The following is a 23304-nucleotide window of genomic DNA, read 5'->3' as shown; positions in this document are numbered from 1 at the left end:
CCCGAGTCGCTGCGCCTCCTGGAAGGTTCGCTGCGCACGACGATGACCGCCGCATCCGGGGCCAAGCTCGATGCGGCACTGAAAGATCTGGGCTGGCACGACATGCTGGACGAAATGCCCAATGCCGCAATCCCTTTGGTTTTCCGGCTGCTCGGCGAGACGGGCGCGCACGCCCCGGTGCTCAACGACGTCGTGCTGCGGGCGACGGGCGGCGCGCCGGGGGGCGCCCCGCCGCTGCCGTTCGCCGGCGACTCCTGGGTCATCTGGGACCGCGACGATGTCGCCGGCTCGGCGGTCGACGAGACGTTGCCGCTGCGGCGCGCCCCGCGGGGCGATTCGTTGCCGCCGGCCGCGCTGGATGCGGGGCGGCGCGCGCTGGGCTGGTGGTTGCTGGGCACGAGCCGGGCCATGCTGTCGCTGGCACGCCGCCACGCCATCGATCGCGTCCAGTTCGGGCGGCACGTCAGCTCGTTCCAGGCGATCCGGCACCGGCTGGCCGAGACGCTCGTCGCGATCGAGGGCGCCGAAGCGACCCTGCACGTCGCGGCGCAGTCCCAAGACCACGATGGCCTGGGCTCGCTGCTGGCCAAGGCCGCCGCCGGCCAGGCCGCGCTGACCGCCGCCCGGCACTGCCAGCAGGTGCTCGGCGGGATCGGCTTCACCGCCGAGCATCCGCTGCACCACCACGTCAAACGGTCGCTGATCCTGGACGGGTTGCTGGGTAGCGCGCGCGAACTGACCCGCGAGGCGGGAAAGGCGTTGCTGGATAACGGGTCCGCCCCGCGGCTGGCCCAGCTCTAGCCGGACGGGACCGCAAAGCTGCGCGTAGACTGCGTCTGGCCGCCGAGAAGATGGGACGCGATGAGCCAGCCCGACGCACCCCGAAACGAGATGGGCGTCGCTTCGCTGCTCGTCGGCGTGGTCGCGCTGCTGACCTGCTGGATGCTGCTCGGTGTGCCGTTCGGCATAGCGGCGGTGATCACCGGAGATGTCGCGCGCAGGCGCGTCCAGCGGGGCGAGGCCACGAATGCGCGAACCGCGTTGGCGGGCATCGTGTTAGGGGCGGTGTCGATCGCGGCCGGGATCGTCGCGATCGGGTACTACGCCTGGGTGGACGCCCGTTAGTTCCGCGGCAACCCGAGCACCCGCTCGGCGATGATGTTCCGCTGAATCTCCGACGTGCCGCCGGCGATCGTCGCGGCAAAGCTGCGCGCGTAGCGGTCGAACCAGCTGCGGTAGTGACTGTCCAGGTCCAGCGGCGCGAAGGGGGCCGTCACCGCGCGGTGGACGAGCCCGTCGGCGCCCGCGGAGTCCAGCGCATCCTGCGACGCCCGTTGCAGCGCCTCGGAACCCAGCAGCTTGAGCACCGACTGGGCCGGTACGTCCTCTTCCCCGCGCGCGGCCCGGGACAGTTCCGCCGACCCCAGCAACCGCAGCGCGTAGGCGTCCATCACCAGGGTGGCGTAGCGGTCCCGCTCCAGCGAACCGCACGGCCGATAATCGATGCTCAACTCGTGCAACAGGTCGACGTACCCCATCCACAACATCACGCGTTCGTGGCCGAGGGAGCCGGTGGCCACGCGCCAGCCCCCGTTGAGCTCGCCCACCAGATTCTCGACCGGCACCCGCGCGTCGGTGAAAAACACCTCGTTGAAATCGATCTCGTTGCTGTCGCACATCGAGGCGAACGGTCGGCGCACCACTCCGGGCGTGTCCGTCGGGATCAGCAGCACGCTGATTCCCTTGTGCTTCGGCGCCTTTGGGTCGGTCCGCACGAACGTCAGCAGCACGTCGGCATCGTGGGCGCCCGACGTCCAGACCTTCTGCCCGTTGACGACGAAGTGATCGCCGTCGAGCACCGCCCGCGTCTTGAGCGAGGCGAGGTCCGAACCCGCTCCGGGTTCGCTCATTCCCAGCGACGCGGTGATGTCGGCCCGCAGAATCGGCACCGCCCACTCCCGCTGTTGCTCGGGCGTCCCGAAGGACAGCAACGAGGCCGCGATGATGCCTACGCCTTGCGGATTGAAGCTTTGATAGATGCGCCGGCGCCCCAGCTCCTCGAAGTACACGTACTGCTGCAACAGCGTGGCGTTGCGCCCGCCGAACTCGGGCGGGTTGCCCGGCAGCAGCCACCCGCTGTCGAACAGCAGTCGTTGCCAGCGCCGCGCCCATTCCGGGACGTGCGAGCTGGAGCGGGGCCGTTCGAACGCCTCGGCCTCGGAGGGCAGATGCGCGTTCAGGAAGTCGACGAATTCGGAGCGGAACGCCTCCACGTCGGCGTCAAAGGCGAGCTGCACGGACCTCCCCGCAACGGTCGTGAGCAGTCCCCTGCGTCGGTAGATCATGATTTCCGCCGACGGCGCGGTTCGCTCTTATGATTACGCTTCCAAACACACGTCTAAGAGAATAGTATTCTCGTGACGAGAAAGTTACAATCTCAGACACATGATCCGTGAGGGGGTCGAGCGCAGCGATGTCACGGCGTTCTCCGGTAGAGTCCAATCATGTTCTCCCCTCGCGGCAATCAGGTGAGTCGGCCGTGACCAGTCCGAGCGAAGAGCCCGCCTGGAAGCAGCGCGCCGTCGAGAGGTCCATCAAAACGGCGAAACTGCGCGCCGCGCAGCGTGTTCAGCGCTTCCTCGACGCCGCGCAGGCCATCATCATCGAAAAGGGCTCCACGGACTTTACCGTCCAGGAAGTCGTCGACCGGTCGCGCCAGTCGCTGCGCAGCTTCTACCTGCAGTTCGACGGCAAGCACGAGCTGTTGCTGGCGCTGTTCGAAGACGCGCTGAGCCGGTCCGCCGACCAGATTCGTGCCGCCACGGAGAGCCAGGCCGATCCCCTGGAGCGGCTGAAGGTCGCCGTCCAGCTCCTCTATGAGGCCTCCCGCCCCGATCCGACGGCCAAGCGGCCGCTGTTCACCGACTTCGCGCCGCGGTTGCTGGTCACGCACCCCGCCGAGGTCAAGGTGGCGCATGCCCCGCTGTTGGCTTTGCTCACCGAACTGATGGAAGCCGCCTACGACGCCGGCAAGCTGCGCAAGGGCGTCAACGCGAAACGCGTGGCCGCGATGACCATGCAGACCGTCATGTTCATCGCCCAGTCCAGCGGCGGCTCCGACGACGCGACCATCCATCCCATCACCAGCGACGAGGTGTGGGATTTCTGCTCGCGCGGCTTCGTCGGCTAGCGCGTCCACGCTCCACTGATCACATAGCGCACGCCATTTGCTGCCGAGAATCATATTCTCTAATATTTAGAATCACAGATAGCCAAAACGGATTCGCCGTTGACACCCCTGACGGGGTGGTGACAGAGTGCGAAGGCGGCGAGAGCCGCGGTCCCGAGGAACGCGGTGCCGGCTGTTCTGCGCCAAGACGTGCGATAACTAGTCAGGAGTTGAGGTAGCCATGACCGGACGTGTTGAGGGCAAAGTCGCTTTCGTCACCGGAGCCGCGCGCGGACAGGGCCGCAGCCACGCGGTGCGGTTGGCGCAAGAGGGCGCCGACATCATCGCGATCGACATCTGCAAGCCCATCCGCGACGGTGTCACCGACACCGCGATTCCGGCGTCCACGCCCGAAGACCTCGCCGAGACCGCCGACCTGGTCAAGGGGCACAACCGCCGGATCTTCACCGCCGAGGTCGACGTGCGCGACTACACCGCGCTGAAAGCCGCGGTGGACAGCGGTGTCGAACAACTCGGACGGCTCGACATCATCGTGGCGAACGCCGGAATCGGCAATGGCGGCGACACCCTGGACGAGACCAGCGAAGAAGACTGGACCGAGATGATCGACATCAATCTGGCGGGTGTCTGGAAGACCGTGAAAGCCGGTGTGCCGCACCTGAAGTCGGGCGGCCGCGGCGGTTCCATCATCCTGACCAGTTCGGTCGGTGGACTGAAGGCCTACCCCCACACCGGACACTACGTCGCCGCCAAGCACGGTGTCGTCGGGTTGATGCGGGCCTTCGGAGTCGAGTTGGGCCAGTACATGATTCGGGTCAACTCGGTGCATCCGACCCATGTCAAGACGCCGATGCTGCACAACGAGGGCACCTTCAAGATGTTCCGCCGGGATCTTCAGAACCCGGGACCCGACGACATGGCGCCAATCTGTCAGCTTTTCCACACCATGCCGATCCCGTGGGTGGAGCCGATCGACGTCAGCAATGCGGTGCTGTTCTTCGCCTCCGACGAATCCCGCTACATCACCGGAGTGACCCTGCCCATCGATGCCGGTAGCTGCCTGAAATAGAGTGCCGTCCCATGGACGGATTCGAAGGTCGCGGAACGGTCGTCACCGGCGGTGCGAGTGGTATTGGTCTGGCCACGGCCACCGAGTTCGTCAGCCGGGGGGCCCGCGTGGTGCTCGCCGATGTCGATCAACCCGGCCTGGAGCAGGCGGTAAACCACCTGCGCGCCCAGGGATTCGACGCGCACGGCGTGGTGTGCGACGTCCGGCAGTTCGACGAGGTGGTCCACCTGGCGGACGAAGCCTTCCGCCTGCTGGGCAGCGTCGACGTCGTCTTCAGCAACGCCGGCATCGTGGTCGCGGGTCCGATCGCGCAGATGACCCACGACGACTGGCGCTGGGTGATCGACATCGACCTGTGGGGCTCCATCCATGCCGTCGAGGCGTTCGTGCCGCGGCTGCTCGAACAGGGCACCGGCGGACACATCGCCTTCACCGCGTCGTTCGCCGGCCTGGTGCCCAACGCCGGCCTCGGGGCCTATGGCGTCGCCAAATACGGTGTGGTCGGGCTGGCGGAGACGCTCGCCCGTGAGGTCAAGGACGCCGGAATCGGCGTATCGGTGCTGTGCCCGATGGTCGTGGAGACCAAGCTGGTCTCCAACTCGGAGCGGATCATGGGGGCGGACTACGGGCTGAGTTCCTCGCCGGAAGCGGCCGGCGGGACCCTGCCGACGCAGGACGAGGGCGTCGGCGTGGGCGACGTCGCCCGGTTGACGGCCGATGCGATTCTGGCCAATCGCCTCTACGTGCTGCCGCACGAAGCCGCCCGCGCCTCGATCCGCCGCAGGTTCGAACGCATCGACCGCACTTTCGAAGAGCAGGCCGCCGAGGGGTGGGCCCACTAGCCCGACGGGCCGAGCCGGTAGTCGCCCGTCGCCGGATCGTGATACCAACCGCTCGCCGCGTGCGTGCCGCCGTCGACGTGCAGGGTCTGTCCGGTCAGGTAGGCCGACATTCGGGACGCCAGAAACACCGCGACACAGGCGATTTCGTCGACATGACCGGGGCGCCCCAGCGGCACGACGTGGCCGACCCCGGCCAGCGCCGCTTCGCCGCCGAGCTGCGCCAGCCCCTCGGTGAGCGTGATATCGGGCGCGATCGCGTTGACCCGGATGCCGTGGGGCGCCAGCTCCAGCGCCGCGGTCTGGGTGTAGTTGATGACCCCGGCCTTGGCCGCCGCATATGCCGCGTAGCCGGGGGCGGCGCGCACGCCCTCGATCGACGTCACCGAGATGACGCTGCCGCCCTGTCCCGCCGACACCATCGCCCGCGCGACGCGCTGCGTGCACAGCAGCACGTGGCGCAGATTGGCCCGATAGAGCGCATCCCAACCGTTCTCGGTGGTTTCCAACAGCGGGGACGAGAACACCCCTCCGGCGTTGTTGACCAGGATCGTCGGCGTGCCAAGTTCGGCGTTCGTGCGCCGCAACGCGTCGTCGACCTGGGCGCTGTCGCGCACATCGGTCGGGATCCCCAGGGCACCAACGGATTCCGCGGCTTGCGCGCAGGTGTGTGGGTCACGCTCCCAAATGGCGACCGAGGCGCCGAAGGCCGCCAATCCTGCCGCGACGCCGCGGCCGATGCCCGCGCCGCCGCCGGTCACCACCGCCACGCGGCCGGTGAGCAGGATGTCCGAGGGATCGATCGCCATCGTCTCATCACATCGCCGGTGCGCGGCCGATGACGCCTTCGGTTTCCAGGTCGGCGATGTCCGCGTCGCTGCATCCCAGCTCGGCCAGCAGCTCATGGTTGTGTTGCCCGAGCAGCGGCGCGTGCTGGGTGTGGAATTGTGTCGGCCCGGCGGACGACCTCATCGGCACGGTGCTGAGCCTAGCCGGACCGTTCACCGGGTGGTCGACTTCCTCGAAGAAGCCCCGGAACGCGAGCTGAGCGAGTTCCGCCTGGCGGTGCGGTTGCATGACCTTGGCGACTGGAACGCCGGCGTCCCACAGGGTCGCGATGATGTCGTCTGCGCCGCGGCGCTCACACCACGCGGCCATCCGCCCGTCGATGAGGTCGTGATGCTCCCTGCGCCCGCTTGCGGTGGCCAGCTTGGGATCCGTTGCCCACGAGGGGGATCCGATCGCCGCGCACAAGCCAGCCCACTGCTCGTCGGTGCACACCGCCACGGCGACCCAGCTGTCGAGCCGCCCGAATTCGTCGACGTCGGCGCTGCGGTACAGGTTTTGCGGCGCCGCCGTGGGACCTCGGTTGCCCGCGCGTTCCAGCAGCGCCCCGTACGCGGAGTGCTCGATGATCTGTTCGGCGGCGATGCTGAGCGCGGCGTCGACCATCGCCGCTTCGACGAACACGCCCTGCCCGGTGCGGTGGCGGTGTTCGAGCGCCAGCAGCAGCGCGTTCACGGCGTGCACGCCGGCGTTGGGGTCGCCGATCGAGTAGGGGTCATACGGTGCGCGGTCGGGATATCCGGTGAGCCAGGTCAGCCCGGCCGCGGCTTCGATGACGTAGGCGAATGCCGGATTGTCGCGCCACGGGCCCTGCAGGCCGAAGCCGGGCATCCGCGCCATCACGATGTCGGGCTTGATCCCTTGGACCGCCGCGAAATCTAGGCCGAGCTGGTCGAGCACGCGGGGCGTGAAGTTCTCCACGACCACGTCGCAGGTCGCGATGAGCCGGCGCAATAGCTCCACACCGCGCGGGCTTTGCAGGTCCAGCGTGAGGCCCTTCTTGTTGGTGTTGAGCGCCGCGAAGATCGGCGACTTTTCCCACCACCGGTTTTCGGTGACGGGCACGCCGGCGATCAGCCGCGTCCCGTCGGGACGGCGGGTGGACTCCAGATGGATGACTTCCGCGCCCAGCATCGCCAACAGGTGGGTGCAGCAGGGGCCGGCCCAGAAGGTCGTCATGTCGAGCACGCGAATCCCTCTCAGGGGCAGCCGGTTTGCGGGTCCGACCGGTAGGGGCCGGGGGGCCAGGTCGGCGGCGCGGTAGTGCGCCGTGTGTTCGCCCAGGCGTGGGGCCGGTTGCGGCGGGCGCAACCGCGCGGGGCTCAGCCGGTAGGGATGGCCCGGTTGCTGAAAACGGCCGCACGGGTTCGGCACGAACGAGCCGCGTTCGCGGAAGTGGTCGAGCGAGGCGATGTTGGCGCCGTTGGCGACCGGCGCGTTCGGAATCCGGAAGGCCGTTGCGAGTTCCCGGATCTCGTCGACCGTGTTGCTTTCGAACCATGCGTAGATCTCGTCGGCGTTCAGCGTGGCGCGCTCGGTGATGGTCAGTTCCGAATCCTCGTCGATCCACTCGGGGTGGCCGACCATCGCGCACAGGTCGAACCACTGCTGCGCGGTCCCGCAGCCGACGTCCACCAGCCCGTCCTTGGCGCGCGCCACGCCCGGAACGGTGACGCGCCGCGCGTCTCGCCAGGGCCGCCCGAGCATCTCGAAATAGGTGACGGGGTAATAGGTCAGGCACAGGATGTGGGTTTCCAGCATCGACAGGTCGAGCAGTTCGCCGGGGGCGCCGCCGGCCCGGCCGTGGCGCGATGCGAGCATGGCCGCGCTCGCATACGCCCCGGCCAGGTACTCCCCGACCTGGCCGCCCACGAACACCGGGGCGCGGTCCGATTCGCCGCGCCCGAGGCCGACGATGCCGCCCGACCATGCCTGCAGGGTGAATTCGGTGGCCGCGCGGCCGCGCCACGGCCCCTCCAGCCCGAAGGGGGTGATGGACAGGACGGTGAGGTGGGTATGACGGCGGCGCAGCGCTGCGGGCGTGAAGTCCGGGTGCTCGGCGACTTTCGAGCCGCCGGACCACACCACCGCGTCCGCGGCGGCCAGCAGCCTGTCGACCAGCTTTGTGTCATCGACGACCGCCGGATCCGCAACGACGCTGCGCTTCGACCCGGCCAGAAAGCTGAACAACGCCCCGTCGCCGCCGGGCGGTATCACCGCGCCCGATGCGGACCAGCGGCGCAGCGGATCACCCTCTGGCGGCTCGACTTTGACGACATCCGCTCCGCCGTCGGCAAGTAACTTGGTGCAATAGGCGCCCGCTATTCCGGTGGAGAGTTCGACCACGGTGTAGCCGGCCAGCGGTAATTCGACGGTGGATTCCCCCACTACCGCTTCCGCTTTCGGCCGGGCTTCTTCTTGGCTTCCCCGTCCTTGCGTCCCTTCTTGCTCAAGCGCCATTCCGGTGGGAACTTGTCGTCGTTGTCTTTCACCGCTGCGCCCAGACCCCGGTCGACGGCGGCGGAGAGCATGAAGTCGTCACCGTCCGGGCGGACGACGCCGCCCATCGACTCGAAGAACCCGCTGAGCATGCTGCCCATGTACTCGCCCTGGAACTGCTTCATGATCTCGAAGAAGACCTTCTGCATGAACACCGTGTCGGTGGGGCGGTTGCGCGCGCAGGCCAGCGCATAGCGGTGCACCTCCGCCTCGAGCTCCTCTCGCGGCACCACGCTGTTGAGGAAGTTGCAGTCGTACATCTCCGCGGCGGTGAAAGCCCTTCCGGTGAAGACCATCTCCTGAAACTTCCGGATCCCCATGGTCTGCGCCCACCACCACATTCGTGGCCCCCAGCCGTAATACCGGAACGAGGGATGCCCGAACAGCGCGTCCTCGCTGGAGATCACGAGATCCGCGTCCGCCGCCTGGTAGAAGTGCCAGCCGTAGCAGTAACCCTTGGCCTCGAGGATGCTGATCTTCTTGAAGTCCTGCAGGCCGCGGATGCCCGAGTTCGGGTTGGCGTACCACTGGCCCAGGGTCGCGCCGCGCCGAAACGAGCCCTCGGGAGGAAAGCTGACCGCGTCGCCGCCGACCCGGTATTCTGCGAGTCGGTCACTCGGATCCTCCGAGTTCTGCGCCGCCATTTCCTCGGTGAGGTCCGCACCCGAGCCGAGGTCATCGCCGGCCCCGCGGACCACCAGGACCTTGACCTCGTCGTCGATGGACGCGCGGTGCAACAGGTCGGCGTAGCGCAGCCGGGCGGCGATGGTGGGCGCGTTGAGCTGGCCCGGCCGATCGAATGTGATTGTGGCGCTGCGGGTTTCGACATCCTTGTGATATCTGACGATCTCCTCGGGCGCGGGTGGGGACTTGCCGGCCATGGCTATTCGCGCCAGAACGGGCTGGCGGTCAACACCTCGGGGCCGTCGGCGGTGATCAATACGGCTTCGCGCCCGAAGACCGCGCCGATCCCCTGTTCCCAGACGTAGCCCGTCACGGCCAGCACCATGCCCGGTTCCAGCCGTTCCCCGGCGGCGGTCGCGGGCAGGTGCTCGGAGATGACGGGAGGGTCGAAGCCCATGCCCAGGCCGCGGGCCACCGGCATCGGCGGCGCCGGCTCCCCCGCGGCCCGATACGCGTCCAGCAATTCGCTTGCCCCCGCGCCAGGTTGGCAGGCGGCCAACAGCCCGTCCCACAAGCCTTCCCAGCGCCGATACACCGCCCCGGCGCCGCGCGCGGCACCGGCCGGCCAAGTGCGTCCGACCTCGCCGATGTAGCCACCCGCCAGCACGCCGGCCGAGAAAGCCACCAGGTCACCGTCTTTGACCCGGCCGTCCGCGGCCGGGCGCCGCCACGGATGATCGGGTGACGTCACCCACGCGACGTCCTGGTTCGACGGGGTGCTGACGCCGCCGCCCGCGATGGCCTCCAGCAGGGCGCCGGCCAGCGCCTGTTCGGTTGTCCCGGGGCGCAGTTCGGACACGGCGGCGGCCAAGCCCGACTCGGCGACCGAGACGGCCTGCCGCAGCGCCGCCACCTCTTCGGCCGTCTTGACGCGCCGGGCGGCCCGCATCGCCAGTTCGCCGTCCACGAGTTCCGCATTGGGGAACGCCGTCGGCAGCAGTTGAGCGAAAACCGGTGAAATCGCATCGGTTCCGACCCGCAGGGCGGTGTCCGCCCCGTCGATGCGCCGCAGCGCCGACATGGTGTTCATCGGGTTCCACGAGATGCCGTACAGGTTCTCGTGCGGGATATCCTCGGGAACGCCCTCGTCCCAGGTGCTGAGCAGATGTATCGCCCCGGTCGCGCGCACCAGCACACACGTCGGGCCGAACGGCCGGGTGCCGGCGACCCACAACTGCGGCGCCCCCGTGACGTAGCGGACGTTGGCTTGGCGACCCAGGACCAGGACGTCGAGGTCGTGCGCGGCCATCTGATCCAGCGCTCGCTGGCGCCGACCGCAGCGCAGCGCGCGGGCGTCGGGCAGGACCTCAGTTGCCATAGGGGTCATACGGGTAGTCGGTCAATCGGATCCAGCCCTCCTCGGTGATTACCAAGACCTCCTCGCTGCGGTAACCGCCGGTGCCGTCCTCCCACACCACCGGTTCCAGGACCAGCACCATGCCCGCTCGCAGGACGAACTTCTCGTCGAAGTCCGCGCCGAGATCGGTTCCGATCATGGGCATTTCGGCGGCGTTCACGCCGATGCCGTGACCCAGGTAGAAGTGCGGCAGCCACGGCTTGGCACCGCCGTTGGCGTTGATGGCCGCCCGCCCCAGGTCCGCCGCGGTGGCGCCGGCCTTCACGACACCGAGGACGGCGGACATGATCTCGAACCACTTGTCGAATTGCGCCCGCTGGCGTGGCGTCGGGTCCTTGCCGACGATCCAGGTGCGCCCGAAGTCCGAGCAGTAGCCGTGGTAGGTGATGCTGACGTCGGTCCACAGCACGTCGCCCTCGGCCAGTTCGCGTTCGGTGCTCAGCAGTGGCAGCGCAAGGTCGCCGTGCGTGGTCCACACGCCCTCGGCCTTGCTGGGCGGCATCACCTGCCAGATCGGTTCGAGCATGCTGGCCGTGGCGCCCAGCTCGAAGGCCCGCCGCAGAAAGCTCGCGGACAGGTCGACCTGTCGGATTCCCGGGGCCAACCGCTTGTGGACCTCGACCATCGCCTCGTCGGTGATCCGGATGGCGGTGCGCATGCAGGACAACTCGTCCGGCGTCTTGACCGCCTTGGCGGCGCTGACAATTGCCGACGCGTCGACGGGCGGACCGCCGGGGAACAACGTCTTCGCGGCGCGCGACATGGCGCCGGTGCACTCGTCGACCGCGACGACCGCTTGGGCGGGAACCAAGTCGGCCAGCCAGCGCGCGAATTCTTCGACCCCCTCGTCGAATTCGAGATACACCGGGCCGTGGACGTGATCGGCCGGCAAGTCGGACTCCAGCGAGGCGCCCTCGCGGAACGGCAGGAACAAGTGCGGCCACTCATCGGTGGCGAGCACCACCGCGACCGGCCGCTCGACATAGGACAAACCGGCATCGCCCAGCGGCCAACTGGTGCCGGTGGCGTAGACGACGGCGCTGTTGCCGAGCAGAATCAGCGCGTCGACGCCGCGTTCGGCCATCGCCGTGCGCAGCCGGGCCCCGGTCTCACGCCGCATGCGACCCATATCGGGCGTCTCGGGTATCACCAGGCTGCCGGTGCCCGCGCCCGCTTGCGCGAACGTTGTCATCTCCGCGCCCTACAGACCCAGGAACTTCGTGACGTTGCCGCTCACGATTTTCGCGGCGTCGGCGGGGCCGACGGCGTCCACGACCGCGGCCAGCGACTTTTCGGAATAGCCGTAGGTGCTTTCGTTGTGCGGGTAATCGCTGGACCACATGACCTTGTCCACACCGATCTTGTCGATCAACTGCAGCCCGAGCGGATCGACCATGAACGACGCGCTCATGTGGTTGTCCCAGTAGTACCGCACATCGTGCTGCAGCGGGCGGTTGAACATGTGCCGGTAGGACGCCACCAGGTGTTCGGCGTCCTGCAGCGCCCACGGCACCCAGGCGATGCCGCCCTCGAACCAACCGATCCGCAGACCCGGATGGTCGTCCAGGATGCCGCCGAAGATGTACTTGGAGAACGTCTCCCGGAACCCGTCGATGTTGATCATCATGCCGACGACGACACTGTTGAACTCGGTCGGGCTCTTCGGCGGCGTTTCCCCGATGTGGTGCGTGACCGGAAGGCCGGCGGCCTCGATCTCGTCCCACACCGCCCGCATCGCGGTGCTGGAGTAGTCGATCGGATTGCCGTCGTCGTCCTTGCCGGGGTTCAGCGGCATCAGAAAGGTCTTCAGCCCCAAGGACTTCAGCTCTTCCAGGGTCTTTCGCGTGCCCTGCGGGTCCCACCAATTGATCAGCCCGGCGCCGTAGAAGTGGCCGCCCGAGCGCTCCTGCAGTTCGGCGATGTACTCGTTGTAGATGCGGAAGGCGAGTTCGCGCAGCTTCTTGTCGGGGTAGTGGAAGAGCGCCAAAATCGCGTTGGGGAAGGCCAATTCCTTGTCGACCCCGTCGTCGCGCAGTTCCTGGATGCGCGCCTCGATGTTGGTACTCGCGGCCCCGGGCAGGTCGTCGTACTGCATCAGCACCGCGCTGAAGTCGCCGGGCAGGAACGACTGGCCCTTGCGACCGACCTGATAGGCGCCGTCCTCGTACCAGATCCGCGGCGCCTTGTCTTTGAGGTCGTCCGGAAAGCGTTGGTAGAAAATGTCATCCGCCAACGAGATGTGGTTGTCCGCGGAGAACACCACGGTCCCGGCCGGCAGGCCGACATCCGCGCCCGAGGCGTGACCACGGCGATTCTTGGGGGCCCCGAAGCCTTCGGGTGGGTAAAGCGAAACGGCACTTGCTTGAGTCGTCATCATTGACCCTCCATTCGGATCTGCAGTGTTGAGAGTAGCGACCTGGGGCTACCAGGTCACCGGAAGTTCGTAGACGCCGTAGGCGAGCCGGTCGTCCTTGAAGGGCACGTCCTCGACTCCGATCGCCAGTTCCAGCGTGGGGACGCGGCGGAACAGGGTGCGGTAAACGATCTGCAGCTCGGCGCGGGCGAGCTGTTGGCCCACGCATTGATGACGGCCGTACCCGAAGGCGACGTTGCGGTCGGCCCCCGAGCGGTGCAGGTACAGCCGGTCCGGTTCGGGGAAGGCGTCCGGATCCCAGTTGGCCGGGGCCAAGTCGATGATGATGCCTTCGCCGGCGCGGATCGTCTCCCCGGCGATGTGGATGTCTTCGAGGGCGACGCGGCGCTGCCCGTTCTGAATGATGCTGAGATAGCGCAACAATTCCTCGACCGCGCTGGCGATGACATTGTCGTCGTCGGCGTCGCGCAGGACGGCCAACTGGTCCGGGTTGACCAGTAGGGCCAGCACCCCGAGACCGATCATGTTCGAGGTGGTCTCGTGCCCGGCGATCAGCAGCCCGGTGCCCAGCTGGGCCGCCTCTCTGACGCTCAGTTCGCCGGCCTTGACGCGCTCGGCCAGATCGGAAACCGCGTCCTGCGCCGGATCCTCCATTTTGGCCTCGACCAGTTGCGCGAGGTACTTGTTCAGACTCATCGCGCCTTTGACGGTGTCTTCGCCCGTCGCGTAGCGCGCGAGCCCGACGTTGGCGTGGTGCTGGAACATGTCGGCGTCCTCATAGGGGACACCTAGCAGCTCGCTGATCACCAGCGAGGGAACCGGCAAGGCCAACGCGGTGACGATATCGGCGGGCTGCGGGCCGGCCAGCATCGCGTCGATGTGGTCATCGGTGATCTGCTGGATGGTCGGGCGTAAGCCCTCAACTCGCTTGAACGTGAAGGGTTTTGACAACATGCGCCGAAATCGGGTGTGCTCTTCGCCGTCGGCGGTGAAGACGGACCTCGGCCGCTTGTGCACCGTGGACAGCATGCCCGCGTTCCAGTGCGGAAACCCCGGCCGCCGATCGTCGACGCTGACCCGCGAATCCGAGAACAGTTCCCGCACTTGCTCATAGCCGGTGATGAGCCACGGGGTGCTCCCGTCCCAGATGCGCACCCGGGACAAGGGTCGCTCTTGGGCAAGCGCCATGACATCCGGCGGCGGGGCGAAGGGGCAGCCCGCCCGCCGCGGCATCGGGTAATCCGGGATCTCGGTCGCCTCGACGCCGGAAGTGTTAGTCAGCGTTTCTGACATCTCATTCCTCGATCTGAATAGCCAGCGCGGGGCACGCCGCGGCCGCTCGCCGGGCGCCGGGCGCCTCATCGGCGGATGGATTGGGGTTGAGCAGAACAACGACGCCGTCCTCGTCGCGCTGGTCGAACACGTCGGGCGCGTTCAGCACGCAATTGCCCGACGAAGCGCAGACATCTTGGTCGACAGTCACTTTCATCTGCAGACCTCTCATTCGTACGGGGTGACGGGCGCCAGCCACAGGCCCACGATCGCGTCGATGAGACCCGAGGCGGCGCCCCGCCAGGAACGCTGGGGCGGCGAGGCGCCCGCGGCAAGCGATCGTTCCCGGTCGGCACAGGTGTGCATCAACAGGTTGCGGGCCATGATGTTTCGCTCGAAGTGCACTTCGGCCGGCAGGTCGGGCAGGCACCGGTTGATGCCCTCGACCACCTGCACCAGGGATGGCGAGCTGAGGGCGCCCTTGACGATGATGTGGTAGTACGCGGGATCGGTCATCGCCTGCGCCGCGAAACGTGCGTACCAGGTGGGATTGCCGAGCTCCTCCAGATGATCGGTGAGCGGCCGCACCAGGCAGGCCACCCAGTCCCTCAGCTCGGTCGAACCACCCGCTTCGAGCAGTTCGGCCACCATCCGCTCGCGTAGCTGCTCGACCGGCCCCCGGTGCTTGTGTTCGATCGCGCGGACCAGGTCGGCCTTCGTGCCGAAGTGGTAGCCCACCGCGGCGTTGTTGCCCTGGCCGGCAGCCTCGCTCACCTGCCGGTTGGACACCGCGAACATGCCGTGCTCGGCGTACAACCGCTCGGCCGCAACGAGGATCGCCTCCTGCGTCGAACTGGCCCGTTCGGTGCGAACTGCCCGGCCGATGGTGGTCACCCGGCTAGTCAACCGTGGCCCAGCGATTAAGTCAAGCGATTGATTTAATTTGTTGGCGCCCGCTCGCGCCGGCTTCGGTGCCACTTAGCCGGTAATGGGTGACAAAGGTCCCTCGCCCGACGCTTCCCCGCTCGGTCACGATGGCCTCTTGCGTGCGGGAACGCGGCGGTGTCGGGACGGTGAATCATTGGTGGGTGCGGGATGTTGTCAGCCAGCCGGGTATCGGCGATCGAGGATTCCGCGTGGTTCCAGTCGAAGTGGTCGCCGTACCTGGTGGCCGACGCCGACTTGCGCATCCGCGCGGTGAACTCCGCCTGCGAACGCGTGTCGGGGCGTCCGCGCGAAGAGTTGCTGGGCCACCAGCTGTTCGACGTCTTCCCGGACAACCCGGCCGATCCCGAAGCGGACGGCGTGGCCAACGTCTCCGCGTCGCTGGATCTGGTTTTCCGCCGTGGGGTCCGGCACTGGATGGGGGTCCAGCGCTACGACCTTCCCGACCGGCAGAACCCGGGCGCGTTCGTCTACCGGGTCTGGACACCGATGAACGACCCGATCAAAGACGGCAAGAAGACCGTCGCCGTGCTGCAGCACGCCCAGGACGTCACCCGCGTCGTACCGCCGACGCCGGAAGAGCGCGCGTATCCGAAACTCTTCGAGTTGAGGAGGGCGGCGGAAGTGCTCGGGCGTAAGTTTCCCGACCTGCCCAGCGAAGCGGTGCTCGGTGTGCTGGCACATTCCCACAGCGTGGTCATGGAAAGCGTTGGCGCGCAAGACCTCGAACGCGCCGAGGCGCTGGCCAAGCTTCGCCTGGAAGCTCACGCCGGGCATCCGGCGGAAGAGTCCTGACGCCGCGGCTACTTGCGGGAACGGATCGCCTTGCCGGCGGACGTCCCACCGTCTACCGGCAGCACGGTTCCGGTTACATAACGGGAACGATCGGTGGCGAAGTACAACGCCGCCTCGGCGACGTCGTCGGGTGTGCCCTCGCGCTTCAGGGGCCGGTCCTCGCGCATCGTCTCGCGCACCCGGGCTTCGAAGCGCTCCAGCTCGGCCGGATCCATGTCGGCCGCCGACGACGCCAGGATCGGCGTCGGGATGTTTCCCGGCGCGATGGCGTTGACCCGAATCTCGTAGCGCGCCAGTTCGATTGCGGCGGACTTGGTGAACTGGATGACCGCGGCCTTCGACGCGCGGTAGATCATCACCCCGCCGCCCGCCTGGATCCCACCGATCGACGTCAGGTTGATGATCGATCCGCCACCGCTTTCGGCCATGTGCCGAGCGGCATCTCGCGTGCCGGCCATCACCCCGAGAACGTTGACCCCCATCACCCGGTGGAAGTCGGCCAGGTCGTCGTCCAGCAGCCGGCGCAGCGGGCTCGAGATTCCGGCGTTGTTCACCATGATGTGCAGGCCGCCGAACGTCTCGACCGTCGCGGCGACCAGCGCCGCGACCTGGGCGGGATCGGAGACGTCGGTTCGCCGAAACAGAGCGGCGGCGCCCGATGCGGCGGCCAGCTGCTCTCCCCTCTCGGCCTCGACATCGGCGATGACGACCCGCGCCCCCTCGGCCACAAACCGTTCCACGATTCCGCGACCGATGCCGGAGGCGCCGCCGGTCACGACGGCGACCTTGCCTTCCAATTCGTTGACCACCCGACGAGTTAATCCGCGCCGACCGCGTTAAGTCAAGCAGTTGATTTAAGCGGGCCCCGGGGCGATCGGAAGGCCCCAAAGGGTTTCGCTCGCCCCACACACCCGCCATGCTGGGAGCGCCAGTTCATCGGGAAACTCGGGAGGAAGCTCATGAAGGTTCTGGTCGTCGGGGGCAGCGGACTCATCGGATCACAGGTTGTCGCCCAGCTCAACGAGCTGGGACACGAGGCCATCCCCGCCTCGCCGAGCTCGGGGGTCAACACCATCACCGGGGAAGGTCTCGCCGGTGCCCTCGCCGGCGTCGACACCGTTGTGGACGTCTCCAACTCGCCGTCCTGGGCCGACGACGATGTCCTGAACTTCTTCACCACCTCCACCCGCAACCTCCTCGACGCGGAGCGGACCGCCAACGCGCGGCACCACGTCGCGCTCTCGATCGTGGGGGCCGACCGGGCGGCCGAAAGCGGCTACATGCGGGCGAAAGTGGCCCAGGAAAAAGAGATAGTGGAATCGGGATTCCCGTATTCGATCGTGCGGGCGACTCAGTTCTTCGAATTCGTTGGCGGCATTGCTGATTCGATGGCCGACGGCGACACGGTCCGCGCCCCGCATGGCGCTTTCCAGCCCATTGCCGCCGCGGACGTCGCCACGGCCGTCACCCGCGCCGCGGCCGGGAACCCGGTCAACGGCGTAATCAATATCGCCGGGCCGGAAAAGCAGGGTATGGATGACTTCATCCGGGCCCGGTTCGCGGCCACCGGCGACGATCGCCAGGTGATCACCGACGACGGTGTCCGCTATTACGGCGCGTTGCTCGACGATCGCAGCATCGTTCCGGTCGACGGCGAAGACGTGACGATCTACCCGACCACGTTCAGCGATTGGTTGGCCGGGGTGTCGTAGCGGCGCCAAGTAGCCGACCGCCGTTGCGACATCAACCCCGGCGGTGGTTGCGCTGAGCCCTCCGGCCGAGCACGGTATAAGACGCCGAAGATCGATGACGACGAGGAGCGGTGATGCCTGTGCCCCCCACGAGCGATGTCACCGCCCCAAGCGCTCAGCTGACCAGGCGCGGATTCATGGCGGCCGGCATCGCCGGCGGGTTGGCGCTGGCGGCGTGCAGTCAGTCCAAGCCCGCGCCGTCGGCCAATGCCCAGTTGGCCGCCGCCATCGACGCGGCGGAGGCCGCCCGGCCGCACAGCGGCCGCACCGTCACCGCCAGCCTGACCGCCCAGCAGGTCCAGGTGGATCTGGGTGGGCCCATTGTCCGTACGTTCGCCTACGGCAACACCATCCCGGGCTCACCGATCCGGGCGCGAATCGGCGACGAACTGGTGGTCACGGTGTCGAACCGGCTCGACCATCCGACATCGGTGCACTGGCACGGCGTCGCGCTGCGCAACGACATGGACGGCGCCGCGCCGGCCACGCCGAACATCCCCGCCGGCCAGGACTTCACCTACCGCTTCTCCGTCCCGAATTCGGGCACCTACTGGGCCCATCCGCACACCGGCCTGGACGGGGACATGGGCCTGTACCTCCCGGTTATCGTCGACGACCCGACCGAGGGCAACTATGACGCCGAATGGATTGTGGTCCTTGACGATTGGACCGACGGAATCGGAAAGTCTCCGCAGCAGCTCTACACCGAGCTGACCAGCCCGAACAAGCCCAGCACGCCAAGCGCTCCCCCGACCACGACCACAACACCACCCACCACGTCGACGACCTCGACCACCAGCGAGACCCCGACGACAACGTCGAGCGGTGAGACTTCGACGACACCGACCGGCTCGCCGAGTCCCGCCCCGATGCCGGAGGGGAACGTCGGTAAGAGCGATCTGCTCGGTGGCGACGCGGGAGATATCGCCTACCCCTACTATCTGGTCAACGGGCGAATTCCCGCCGCTCCCATGACCTTCAACGCAAAGCCGGGCCAGCGCATCAGGATCCGATTCATCAACACCGGCTCCGACACCACGTTTCGCGTCGCGTTGGCCGGTCACTCGATGACGGTCACCCACACCGACGGATACCCCGTGGTGCCGGTCCAGGTCGACGCCCTGCTCATCGGCATGGCCGAACGCTACGACGTCGTGGTGACCGCCGCGGACGGCGTCTTCCCGCTGGTCGCCTTGGCGGAGGGCAAGAACGCACTGGCGCGCGCGCTGCTGTCCACCGGGTCCGGCAGCGCGCCGGACCCGGGATTCCAGCCGCCCGAGCTGAACCGGCGAGTGGGCACGATTGAGATGTTCACCGCGACAACACCGGTCAACCTGGGCCGGCCGCAACCCGGCCTCAACCTTCCGGTCGTGCTGGGCGGCAACATGGTCCAATACAACTGGACTATCAATGGAAAGCCTTACAGCAACACCGAACCCCTGCACGTCCGGGAGGGCGAACGGCCCACCATCACGTTCGACAACCCCACCATGATGTATCACCCGATCCACCTGCACGGGCACACCTTCCAACTGATCAAGGCCGACGGTAGCCCCGGTGCGCGCAAGGACACCCTGATGGTGCTGCCTAAGCAGAAGCTGCTCGCCGTTCTGGTGGCCGACAACCCGGGCCTGTGGGTGTTGCACTGCCACAACACCTATCACCAGGAGGCCGGCATGCAGACCCGGCTGGACTACGTGTTCTAGCGGATCAGGCGTCGGCCAGAAAATTCAGCAACAACTCGTTGACCACCGACGACTGCTCGATCTGCGGGCAGTGGCCCGCCCGGTCGACCACCACCGAGCGGGCGCCGTCGATCTGCCCGGCGATCTGCGCGGCCCAGCCGGAGGGAAGGAGCTTGTCGTCGCCTCCCTCGACGACCAGCGTCGGCACCGCGATGCGCTCGTACGCCCGGGCACTCGAGGGCGTGCGGGACGGCGTGGCACCCGGGCGACGAAATCGCGCCGCGGCCACCGCCTCCCATGCCCCGGGCGCGGTGCTGGACTCGTACCGGCGCCGCACGTACTCGTCATCCGCTGGGTATCCCGGGTCGTGAAACAGGGCCTCGACGATGCGGCGCATGCCGGACGGCGTGGCGTCATATTGTTGCAGCGCCTCGAAGTGCTCATTCTGTTGAATTTCGCCGCCCCCGCAGATGATTGCCAGGCTGCGGGCCGGCAGCAGCGGCGTGTCCGAGGTGGCATCGGTGAGCAGGTTGATGGCGCCCATCGAGTTGCCAACGAAGTGCGCGGAGTCGATGCCGAGCAGCTGGCAGAACCGCGCCACATGGCGGATTCGCATCGCGCGCCCGTCCACGAAGTCGATCACCTTGGCCGACTGCCCGAAGCCCAACTGGTCCGGCGCCAGCACTCGGTGCCGGGCGGCGAGCGCCGCGATGTTGCGTTCCCAGCCGAGTTCGGCGCAGGCACCGAACTCGCCGCCGTGCAGTAGCACCACCGGCTCGCCGTCGCCCGCTTCCAGATAACTGGTGAGCAGGCCGTCGACCAACATGGTCTTGCGACGAGTCTGGATCACTTGATCGCTATCGGGTTCACCGGTGAGCCCACGGCGCCGACGACCCGCAGGGGCGGCGCGACGAGCTGGAACTCGTACACGCCGTCGGCGGCGCAGTCCTCGGCCAGCGCGGTGAGATCCCAGTATTCGCCGAAGATCATCCCCATATCGCGCAGGCAGAGCAGGTGCAGGGGAAAGGTGACTCCGTCGACGCCCGACACCAGGTCCTCTACCTGAAGGTTGTCGGCGGCCACCGCGGCGATCTCGTGATCGTGCAGCCACTGCGCGCACCGCCAGTCCAGCCCGGAGTAGCCCTCGGTCTTGTTCCCCGTCATGGCAAACCTTGTCCACCAACCGGTCCGGATCAGCACGATGTCGCCTCGCCCGATCGTCACGCCCTGCGCGCGAACCACGTCGTCGAGTTCTTCCGGGGAGATCGGGTTGCCGGCTTCGAGGAAGACCTCGGCGCCCCGGTGGCGAACCAAATCCAGCAACACCCCGCGGGACGTGATGCCCTTGACGTCGACCTTGTCGATGCCACAGTGGTAGGCGCCCATGCTGGTCACCGAATCCGCGGCGAAGCCGTTGTAGAGGTGATCGTCGTAGTAGACGTGGGACAGCGCATCCCACTGGCTCGCCGCCTGCAACGGCATGATGATGATGTCGTCGTTGAAACGAAACGGGTTGTCGGCCGTCATGTAGCCACTCAGCTGCTGCGCCAACGGGTTACGCGGCCAACTCGGCCCATACTTGGCCAGCGTGTTCACGTCGCCCCCGTCCACCGTCATGACGTGGACGGGATTGTGCCGGAACTCGAAGGCGCCCTGCGGACCCGACGCGCCGAAGTCGACGCCGAGCGGAAACACCTTGCCGTGCCTCACCAGACCCGCGGCCTGGGCGATCTTGTCCGCGGTGATGAAGTTCAGCGTGCCCAGCTCGTCGTCGTCGCCCCACCGTCCCCAATTGGAGACGTCACGCGCTACCCGTCGGAAATCGGTCAAGTCGGTCACGGGGCTCCTTCCTGCCCTAAGAGGTCACGCGCGATCGCGGCGCCCACGTTGCCGCCGTCGACCCAGAGGATCTGCCCCGTGATATAGCTGGCGGCACCACTATTCAAGAAGAGCAACACCGCCGCCTGCTCGGCGGGGTCGGAAACCCTGCCCAGAGGCTTGGGGATGTCGTCGAGGAAGCCCTGCCCGTAGGCCGTGCGCAGCTGATCGAGGATCGGCGTCTCGGTGACCCCGGGCCCCGAGCAGTTGATGCGAATGCCCTTGGCGCCCAGCGGCGTAGCGCTTCGCGCGGTATAGAAGATGATCGCTTCTTTGGATAGCTGGTAGCCGTTGCCCAAGATCTCGGGATTGGCGTGGCACCAATCGATGCCCTCCTGCATCGTCGCGGTGTTGAGCAGGGGTGCCACCGCCGAGGCATGTTCGCGATAGGAAGCCGCGGCGAGCGATGAGACACTGACGATCGACGATCCCGCGACCATCATCGGTACCAGCGACTCGGTCAGATGGCGCAGGCCCAGAAAATTCACCGTGGCCACCAGCGGCGGGTTACCGATCCCGGACGAGACACCGGCGACATTGAACAGCGCGTCGACCCGCCCCCCGATCGACCCCACGGCGTCGTCGATCGAATGCCGGTCAGCCAGGTCGATCTCACGGAAGTCGTTCAACCCGAAGTCGGGGCGGCACTTGTCCAGCCCGATGACGTCGGCACCCAGTTCCGTGAGCTGGCGGACCACGTGCCCACCGATGCCCGAGGCGCATCCGGTCACCACCGCCCGGCGGCCGTCGTAGCGCCAGAGCGCGTCGATGGTTCCCAAGGCCGTCTCCTAGTTCAGCGACCTTCCGGAGTCACTTCTGCTGCTGCTGTTCTTTCAACCGCTGGGCCGCCTGTACGCGGCCCTCGTTGATTTCCGCCATGGCTTCGGGGATCTCGCTTGCGGTGAACTTACCGCCCCGACCGGTCGGCAGGCCACCAAACGAGTACTGTTCGTCGAACTGCGGCGCCGTGGATGCCGGCCGCCGCGCCTCCACCTTTTCGATGACCGGCTCGAGCCGCTTGGCCTTCTCGGCCACCGCCTTCGCGTCCCGCTCGATGAACTCGGGCAGCACCTCCTTGCCCATCAGCTCGATGGACTCCATGGTGCCCTCGTGGCTGCGGGGGTTGAGCAGCAGGATGATCTCGTCGACGCCGCTTTCCTCGTAGCCGCGCAGGAATTCTCGGACGGTCGTGGGCGATCCGATCGCCCCGCGCCCCGGGCCGTACGCCAGCGTCGGATCCTTTTCGACCTCTTCGAGATATCGCTTCCACACGCCGGTCCGTCCGGGGGTGTGCACCCCCGTCATGTAGTAGTGCATGATCCCGAACGAGAAGAATCCGCCGCCCTGCCCGAGCCGTTGCAGCGCCTGCTCGTCGGTCTTGGCGACCATCATCGACAGGTCGCCGCCGATGGCCAGGATGTTCGGATTGATGCGCGGCGTGACGGGCACGCCGTTTTCTTCGAATTCCTTGTAGTAGCCGTTCACCCGCTCGGTCAGCGGGCCTGGACCGGTGTAGGCGAAACTCAAGGCGCCGATCGCCTTTTGGGCGGCCATCTGCACGCTGGCCGGCCGCGTGCACGCGACCCAGACCGGCGGATGCGGCTTCTGCAGCGGCTTGGGAACGACGTTGCGCGCCGGCATCTGGACGTGCTCGCCGTTGAAGCCGGTGAACGGCTCCTCGATCATGCAGCGAATCGAGACCTCGAGGGCCTCCTCCCACTGTGCCCGTTTGTCGGCGGGATCGATGTTGAACCCGCCCAGCTCACCGACCGAGGACGATTCCCCGGTGCCGAACTCGACGCGGCCGTTGGAGAGCAAATCGAGGGTGGCGATGCGCTCGGCGACGCGGGCCGGGTGATTGACCACCGGCGGCAGGTGCATGATGCCGAATCCCAGCCGGATGTTCTTGGTCCGCTGGCTGGCCGCGGCCAGGAAGATCTCGGGCGCCGTCGAGTGGCAGTACTCCTCGAGGAAGTGGTGCTCGGTCAGCCAGACGGTGGAGAAGCCGGCTTTGTCCGCGGCCTCCACCTCGTCGAGGCACTCTTGCATCATGACGTGCTCGTCGTCGGGCGCCCACGGCCGCGGCAGGGCGAACTCGTAGAACAGCGATACTTTCATTG

General features: G+C 67.3%; 23 protein-coding genes. 8 read left to right on the top strand and 15 right to left on the bottom strand.

What is annotated here, in order from left to right:
- Positions 1 to 42 precede the first annotated feature (42 nt).
- Both WU80_RS08800 and WU80_RS08795 read left to right on the top strand, forming a co-directional pair.
- Positions 43 to 801: an acyl-CoA dehydrogenase family protein gene (locus WU80_RS08800; protein ID WP_082459805.1), complete on the top strand. Its 759-nt coding sequence runs from the start codon at positions 43 to 45 to the stop codon at positions 799 to 801.
- Between the two features lie 60 nt (positions 802 to 861).
- Positions 862 to 1125: a DUF4190 domain-containing protein gene (locus tag WU80_RS08795; RefSeq protein WP_055401988.1), complete on the top strand. Its 264-nt coding sequence runs from the start codon at positions 862 to 864 to the stop codon at positions 1123 to 1125.
- Here the strand turns inward: WU80_RS08795 and WU80_RS08790 are convergent.
- Positions 1122 to 2297 (bottom strand): acyl-CoA dehydrogenase family protein, encoded by a 1176-nt coding sequence (locus WU80_RS08790; RefSeq protein ID WP_055401986.1) that lies wholly within the window; start codon positions 2295 to 2297, stop codon positions 1122 to 1124. The genes WU80_RS08795 and WU80_RS08790 overlap by 4 nt on opposite strands.
- 242 nt (positions 2298 to 2539) lie before the next feature.
- Between WU80_RS08790 and WU80_RS08785 the strand changes: the two genes are divergently transcribed.
- The 3 genes from WU80_RS08785 (at position 2540) to WU80_RS08775 (ending at position 5101) form a co-directional block, all read left to right on the top strand.
- Positions 2540 to 3190 carry a TetR/AcrR family transcriptional regulator gene (locus WU80_RS08785; protein ID WP_055401984.1) on the top strand — a complete coding sequence of 217 codons (651 nt, stop codon included), beginning with the start codon at positions 2540 to 2542 and terminating at the stop codon, positions 3188 to 3190.
- A gap of 220 nt (positions 3191 to 3410) precedes the next feature.
- A complete protein-coding gene (locus tag WU80_RS08780; protein ID WP_055401982.1) occupies positions 3411 to 4259 on the top strand; it encodes a mycofactocin-coupled SDR family oxidoreductase in 849 nt (282 codons plus the stop codon).
- 11 nt (positions 4260 to 4270) lie between these two features.
- On the top strand, positions 4271 to 5101 hold the full coding sequence (locus WU80_RS08775) for an SDR family NAD(P)-dependent oxidoreductase (protein WP_055401980.1): 831 nt from the start codon (positions 4271 to 4273) through the stop codon (positions 5099 to 5101).
- On the opposite strand, the gene WU80_RS08770 is transcribed toward WU80_RS08775, so the two are convergent.
- The 9 genes from WU80_RS08770 to WU80_RS08730 all read right to left on the bottom strand — a co-directional run bounded on the left by WU80_RS08770 (position 5098) and on the right by WU80_RS08730 (position 15024).
- Complete coding sequence (locus WU80_RS08770) at positions 5098 to 5907, bottom strand: SDR family NAD(P)-dependent oxidoreductase (protein ID WP_055401978.1); 810 nt, start codon at positions 5905 to 5907, stop codon at positions 5098 to 5100. The genes WU80_RS08775 and WU80_RS08770 overlap by 4 nt on opposite strands.
- Positions 5908 to 5914: 7 nt before the next feature.
- Positions 5915 to 8332 (bottom strand): CaiB/BaiF CoA-transferase family protein, encoded by a 2418-nt coding sequence (locus WU80_RS08765; RefSeq protein ID WP_231633777.1) that lies wholly within the window; start codon positions 8330 to 8332, stop codon positions 5915 to 5917.
- The gene (locus tag WU80_RS08760; protein WP_055401975.1) at positions 8332 to 9324 is read right to left on the bottom strand and encodes an enoyl-CoA hydratase/isomerase family protein; all 993 of its coding nucleotides are present in this window, start codon (positions 9322 to 9324) and stop codon (positions 8332 to 8334) included. Before WU80_RS08760 ends, WU80_RS08765 begins: the two co-directional genes overlap by 1 nt.
- A gap of 2 nt (positions 9325 to 9326) precedes the next feature.
- Entirely contained in the window at positions 9327 to 10445 is a 1119-nt protein-coding gene (locus WU80_RS08755; protein ID WP_055401973.1) for a Xaa-Pro peptidase family protein, read from the bottom strand.
- The gene (locus WU80_RS08750) at positions 10435 to 11676 is read right to left on the bottom strand and encodes a Xaa-Pro peptidase family protein (protein ID WP_055401971.1); all 1242 of its coding nucleotides are present in this window, start codon (positions 11674 to 11676) and stop codon (positions 10435 to 10437) included. The genes WU80_RS08755 and WU80_RS08750 overlap by 11 nt, the downstream gene beginning before the upstream one ends.
- A 9-nt stretch (positions 11677 to 11685) precedes the next feature.
- The gene (locus tag WU80_RS08745; protein WP_197281183.1) at positions 11686 to 12747 is read right to left on the bottom strand and encodes an amidohydrolase family protein; all 1062 of its coding nucleotides are present in this window, start codon (positions 12745 to 12747) and stop codon (positions 11686 to 11688) included.
- Between the two features lie 159 nt (positions 12748 to 12906).
- Positions 12907 to 14151 carry a cytochrome P450 gene (locus WU80_RS08740; protein WP_055401970.1) on the bottom strand — a complete coding sequence of 415 codons (1245 nt, stop codon included), beginning with the start codon at positions 14149 to 14151 and terminating at the stop codon, positions 12907 to 12909.
- A gap of 1 nt (position 14152) precedes the next feature.
- Positions 14153 to 14347 (bottom strand): ferredoxin, encoded by a 195-nt coding sequence (locus WU80_RS08735; RefSeq protein ID WP_055401967.1) that lies wholly within the window; start codon positions 14345 to 14347, stop codon positions 14153 to 14155.
- Positions 14348 to 14358: 11 nt separating this feature from the next.
- Positions 14359 to 15024, bottom strand: coding sequence for a TetR/AcrR family transcriptional regulator (locus tag WU80_RS08730; RefSeq protein ID WP_055401965.1), 666 nt, complete (start codon positions 15022 to 15024; stop codon positions 14359 to 14361).
- 201 nt (positions 15025 to 15225) lie between these two features.
- On the opposite strand from WU80_RS08730, the gene WU80_RS08725 reads away from it, so the two are divergent.
- Positions 15226 to 15870 carry a PAS domain-containing protein gene (locus WU80_RS08725; RefSeq protein ID WP_055401963.1) on the top strand — a complete coding sequence of 215 codons (645 nt, stop codon included), beginning with the start codon at positions 15226 to 15228 and terminating at the stop codon, positions 15868 to 15870.
- Between the two features lie 8 nt (positions 15871 to 15878).
- On the opposite strand, the gene WU80_RS08720 is transcribed toward WU80_RS08725, so the two are convergent.
- Positions 15879 to 16679 carry an SDR family NAD(P)-dependent oxidoreductase gene (locus WU80_RS08720; protein WP_055401961.1) on the bottom strand — a complete coding sequence of 267 codons (801 nt, stop codon included), beginning with the start codon at positions 16677 to 16679 and terminating at the stop codon, positions 15879 to 15881.
- Positions 16680 to 16829: 150 nt separating this feature from the next.
- Between WU80_RS08720 and WU80_RS08715 the strand changes: the two genes are divergently transcribed.
- Positions 16830 to 17582 carry an SDR family oxidoreductase gene (locus WU80_RS08715; protein WP_055401959.1) on the top strand — a complete coding sequence of 251 codons (753 nt, stop codon included), beginning with the start codon at positions 16830 to 16832 and terminating at the stop codon, positions 17580 to 17582.
- Positions 17583 to 17695: 113 nt separating this feature from the next.
- Complete coding sequence (locus tag WU80_RS08710; protein WP_055401957.1) at positions 17696 to 19327, top strand: multicopper oxidase family protein; 1632 nt, start codon at positions 17696 to 17698, stop codon at positions 19325 to 19327.
- A gap of 4 nt (positions 19328 to 19331) precedes the next feature.
- Here WU80_RS08710 and WU80_RS08705 read toward each other — a convergent pair whose 3' ends face one another.
- The 4 genes from WU80_RS08705 to WU80_RS08690 are packed head-to-tail and all read right to left on the bottom strand — an operon-like array spanning position 19332 to position 23302.
- Positions 19332 to 20153, bottom strand: a complete 822-nt coding sequence (locus WU80_RS08705; protein WP_055402032.1) for an alpha/beta fold hydrolase — start codon at positions 20151 to 20153, stop codon at positions 19332 to 19334.
- Positions 20153 to 21145, bottom strand: coding sequence for a cyclase family protein (locus WU80_RS08700; RefSeq protein WP_055401955.1), 993 nt, complete (start codon positions 21143 to 21145; stop codon positions 20153 to 20155). The genes WU80_RS08705 and WU80_RS08700 overlap by 1 nt, the downstream gene beginning before the upstream one ends.
- The gene (locus tag WU80_RS08695; protein ID WP_055401953.1) at positions 21142 to 21963 is read right to left on the bottom strand and encodes a coniferyl-alcohol dehydrogenase; all 822 of its coding nucleotides are present in this window, start codon (positions 21961 to 21963) and stop codon (positions 21142 to 21144) included. Before WU80_RS08695 ends, WU80_RS08700 begins: the two co-directional genes overlap by 4 nt.
- A 31-nt stretch (positions 21964 to 21994) precedes the next feature.
- On the bottom strand, positions 21995 to 23302 hold the full coding sequence (locus WU80_RS08690; protein WP_055401952.1) for an LLM class flavin-dependent oxidoreductase: 1308 nt from the start codon (positions 23300 to 23302) through the stop codon (positions 21995 to 21997).
- Positions 23303 to 23304: the final 2 nt, after the last annotated feature.

The sequence above is a fragment of the Mycobacterium sp. UM_11 genome, from assembly GCF_001414075.1.
Classification (GTDB): Bacteria; Actinomycetota; Actinomycetes; order Mycobacteriales; family Mycobacteriaceae; genus Mycobacterium.
This window is presented reverse-complemented; position numbering and strand designations above follow the sequence as displayed.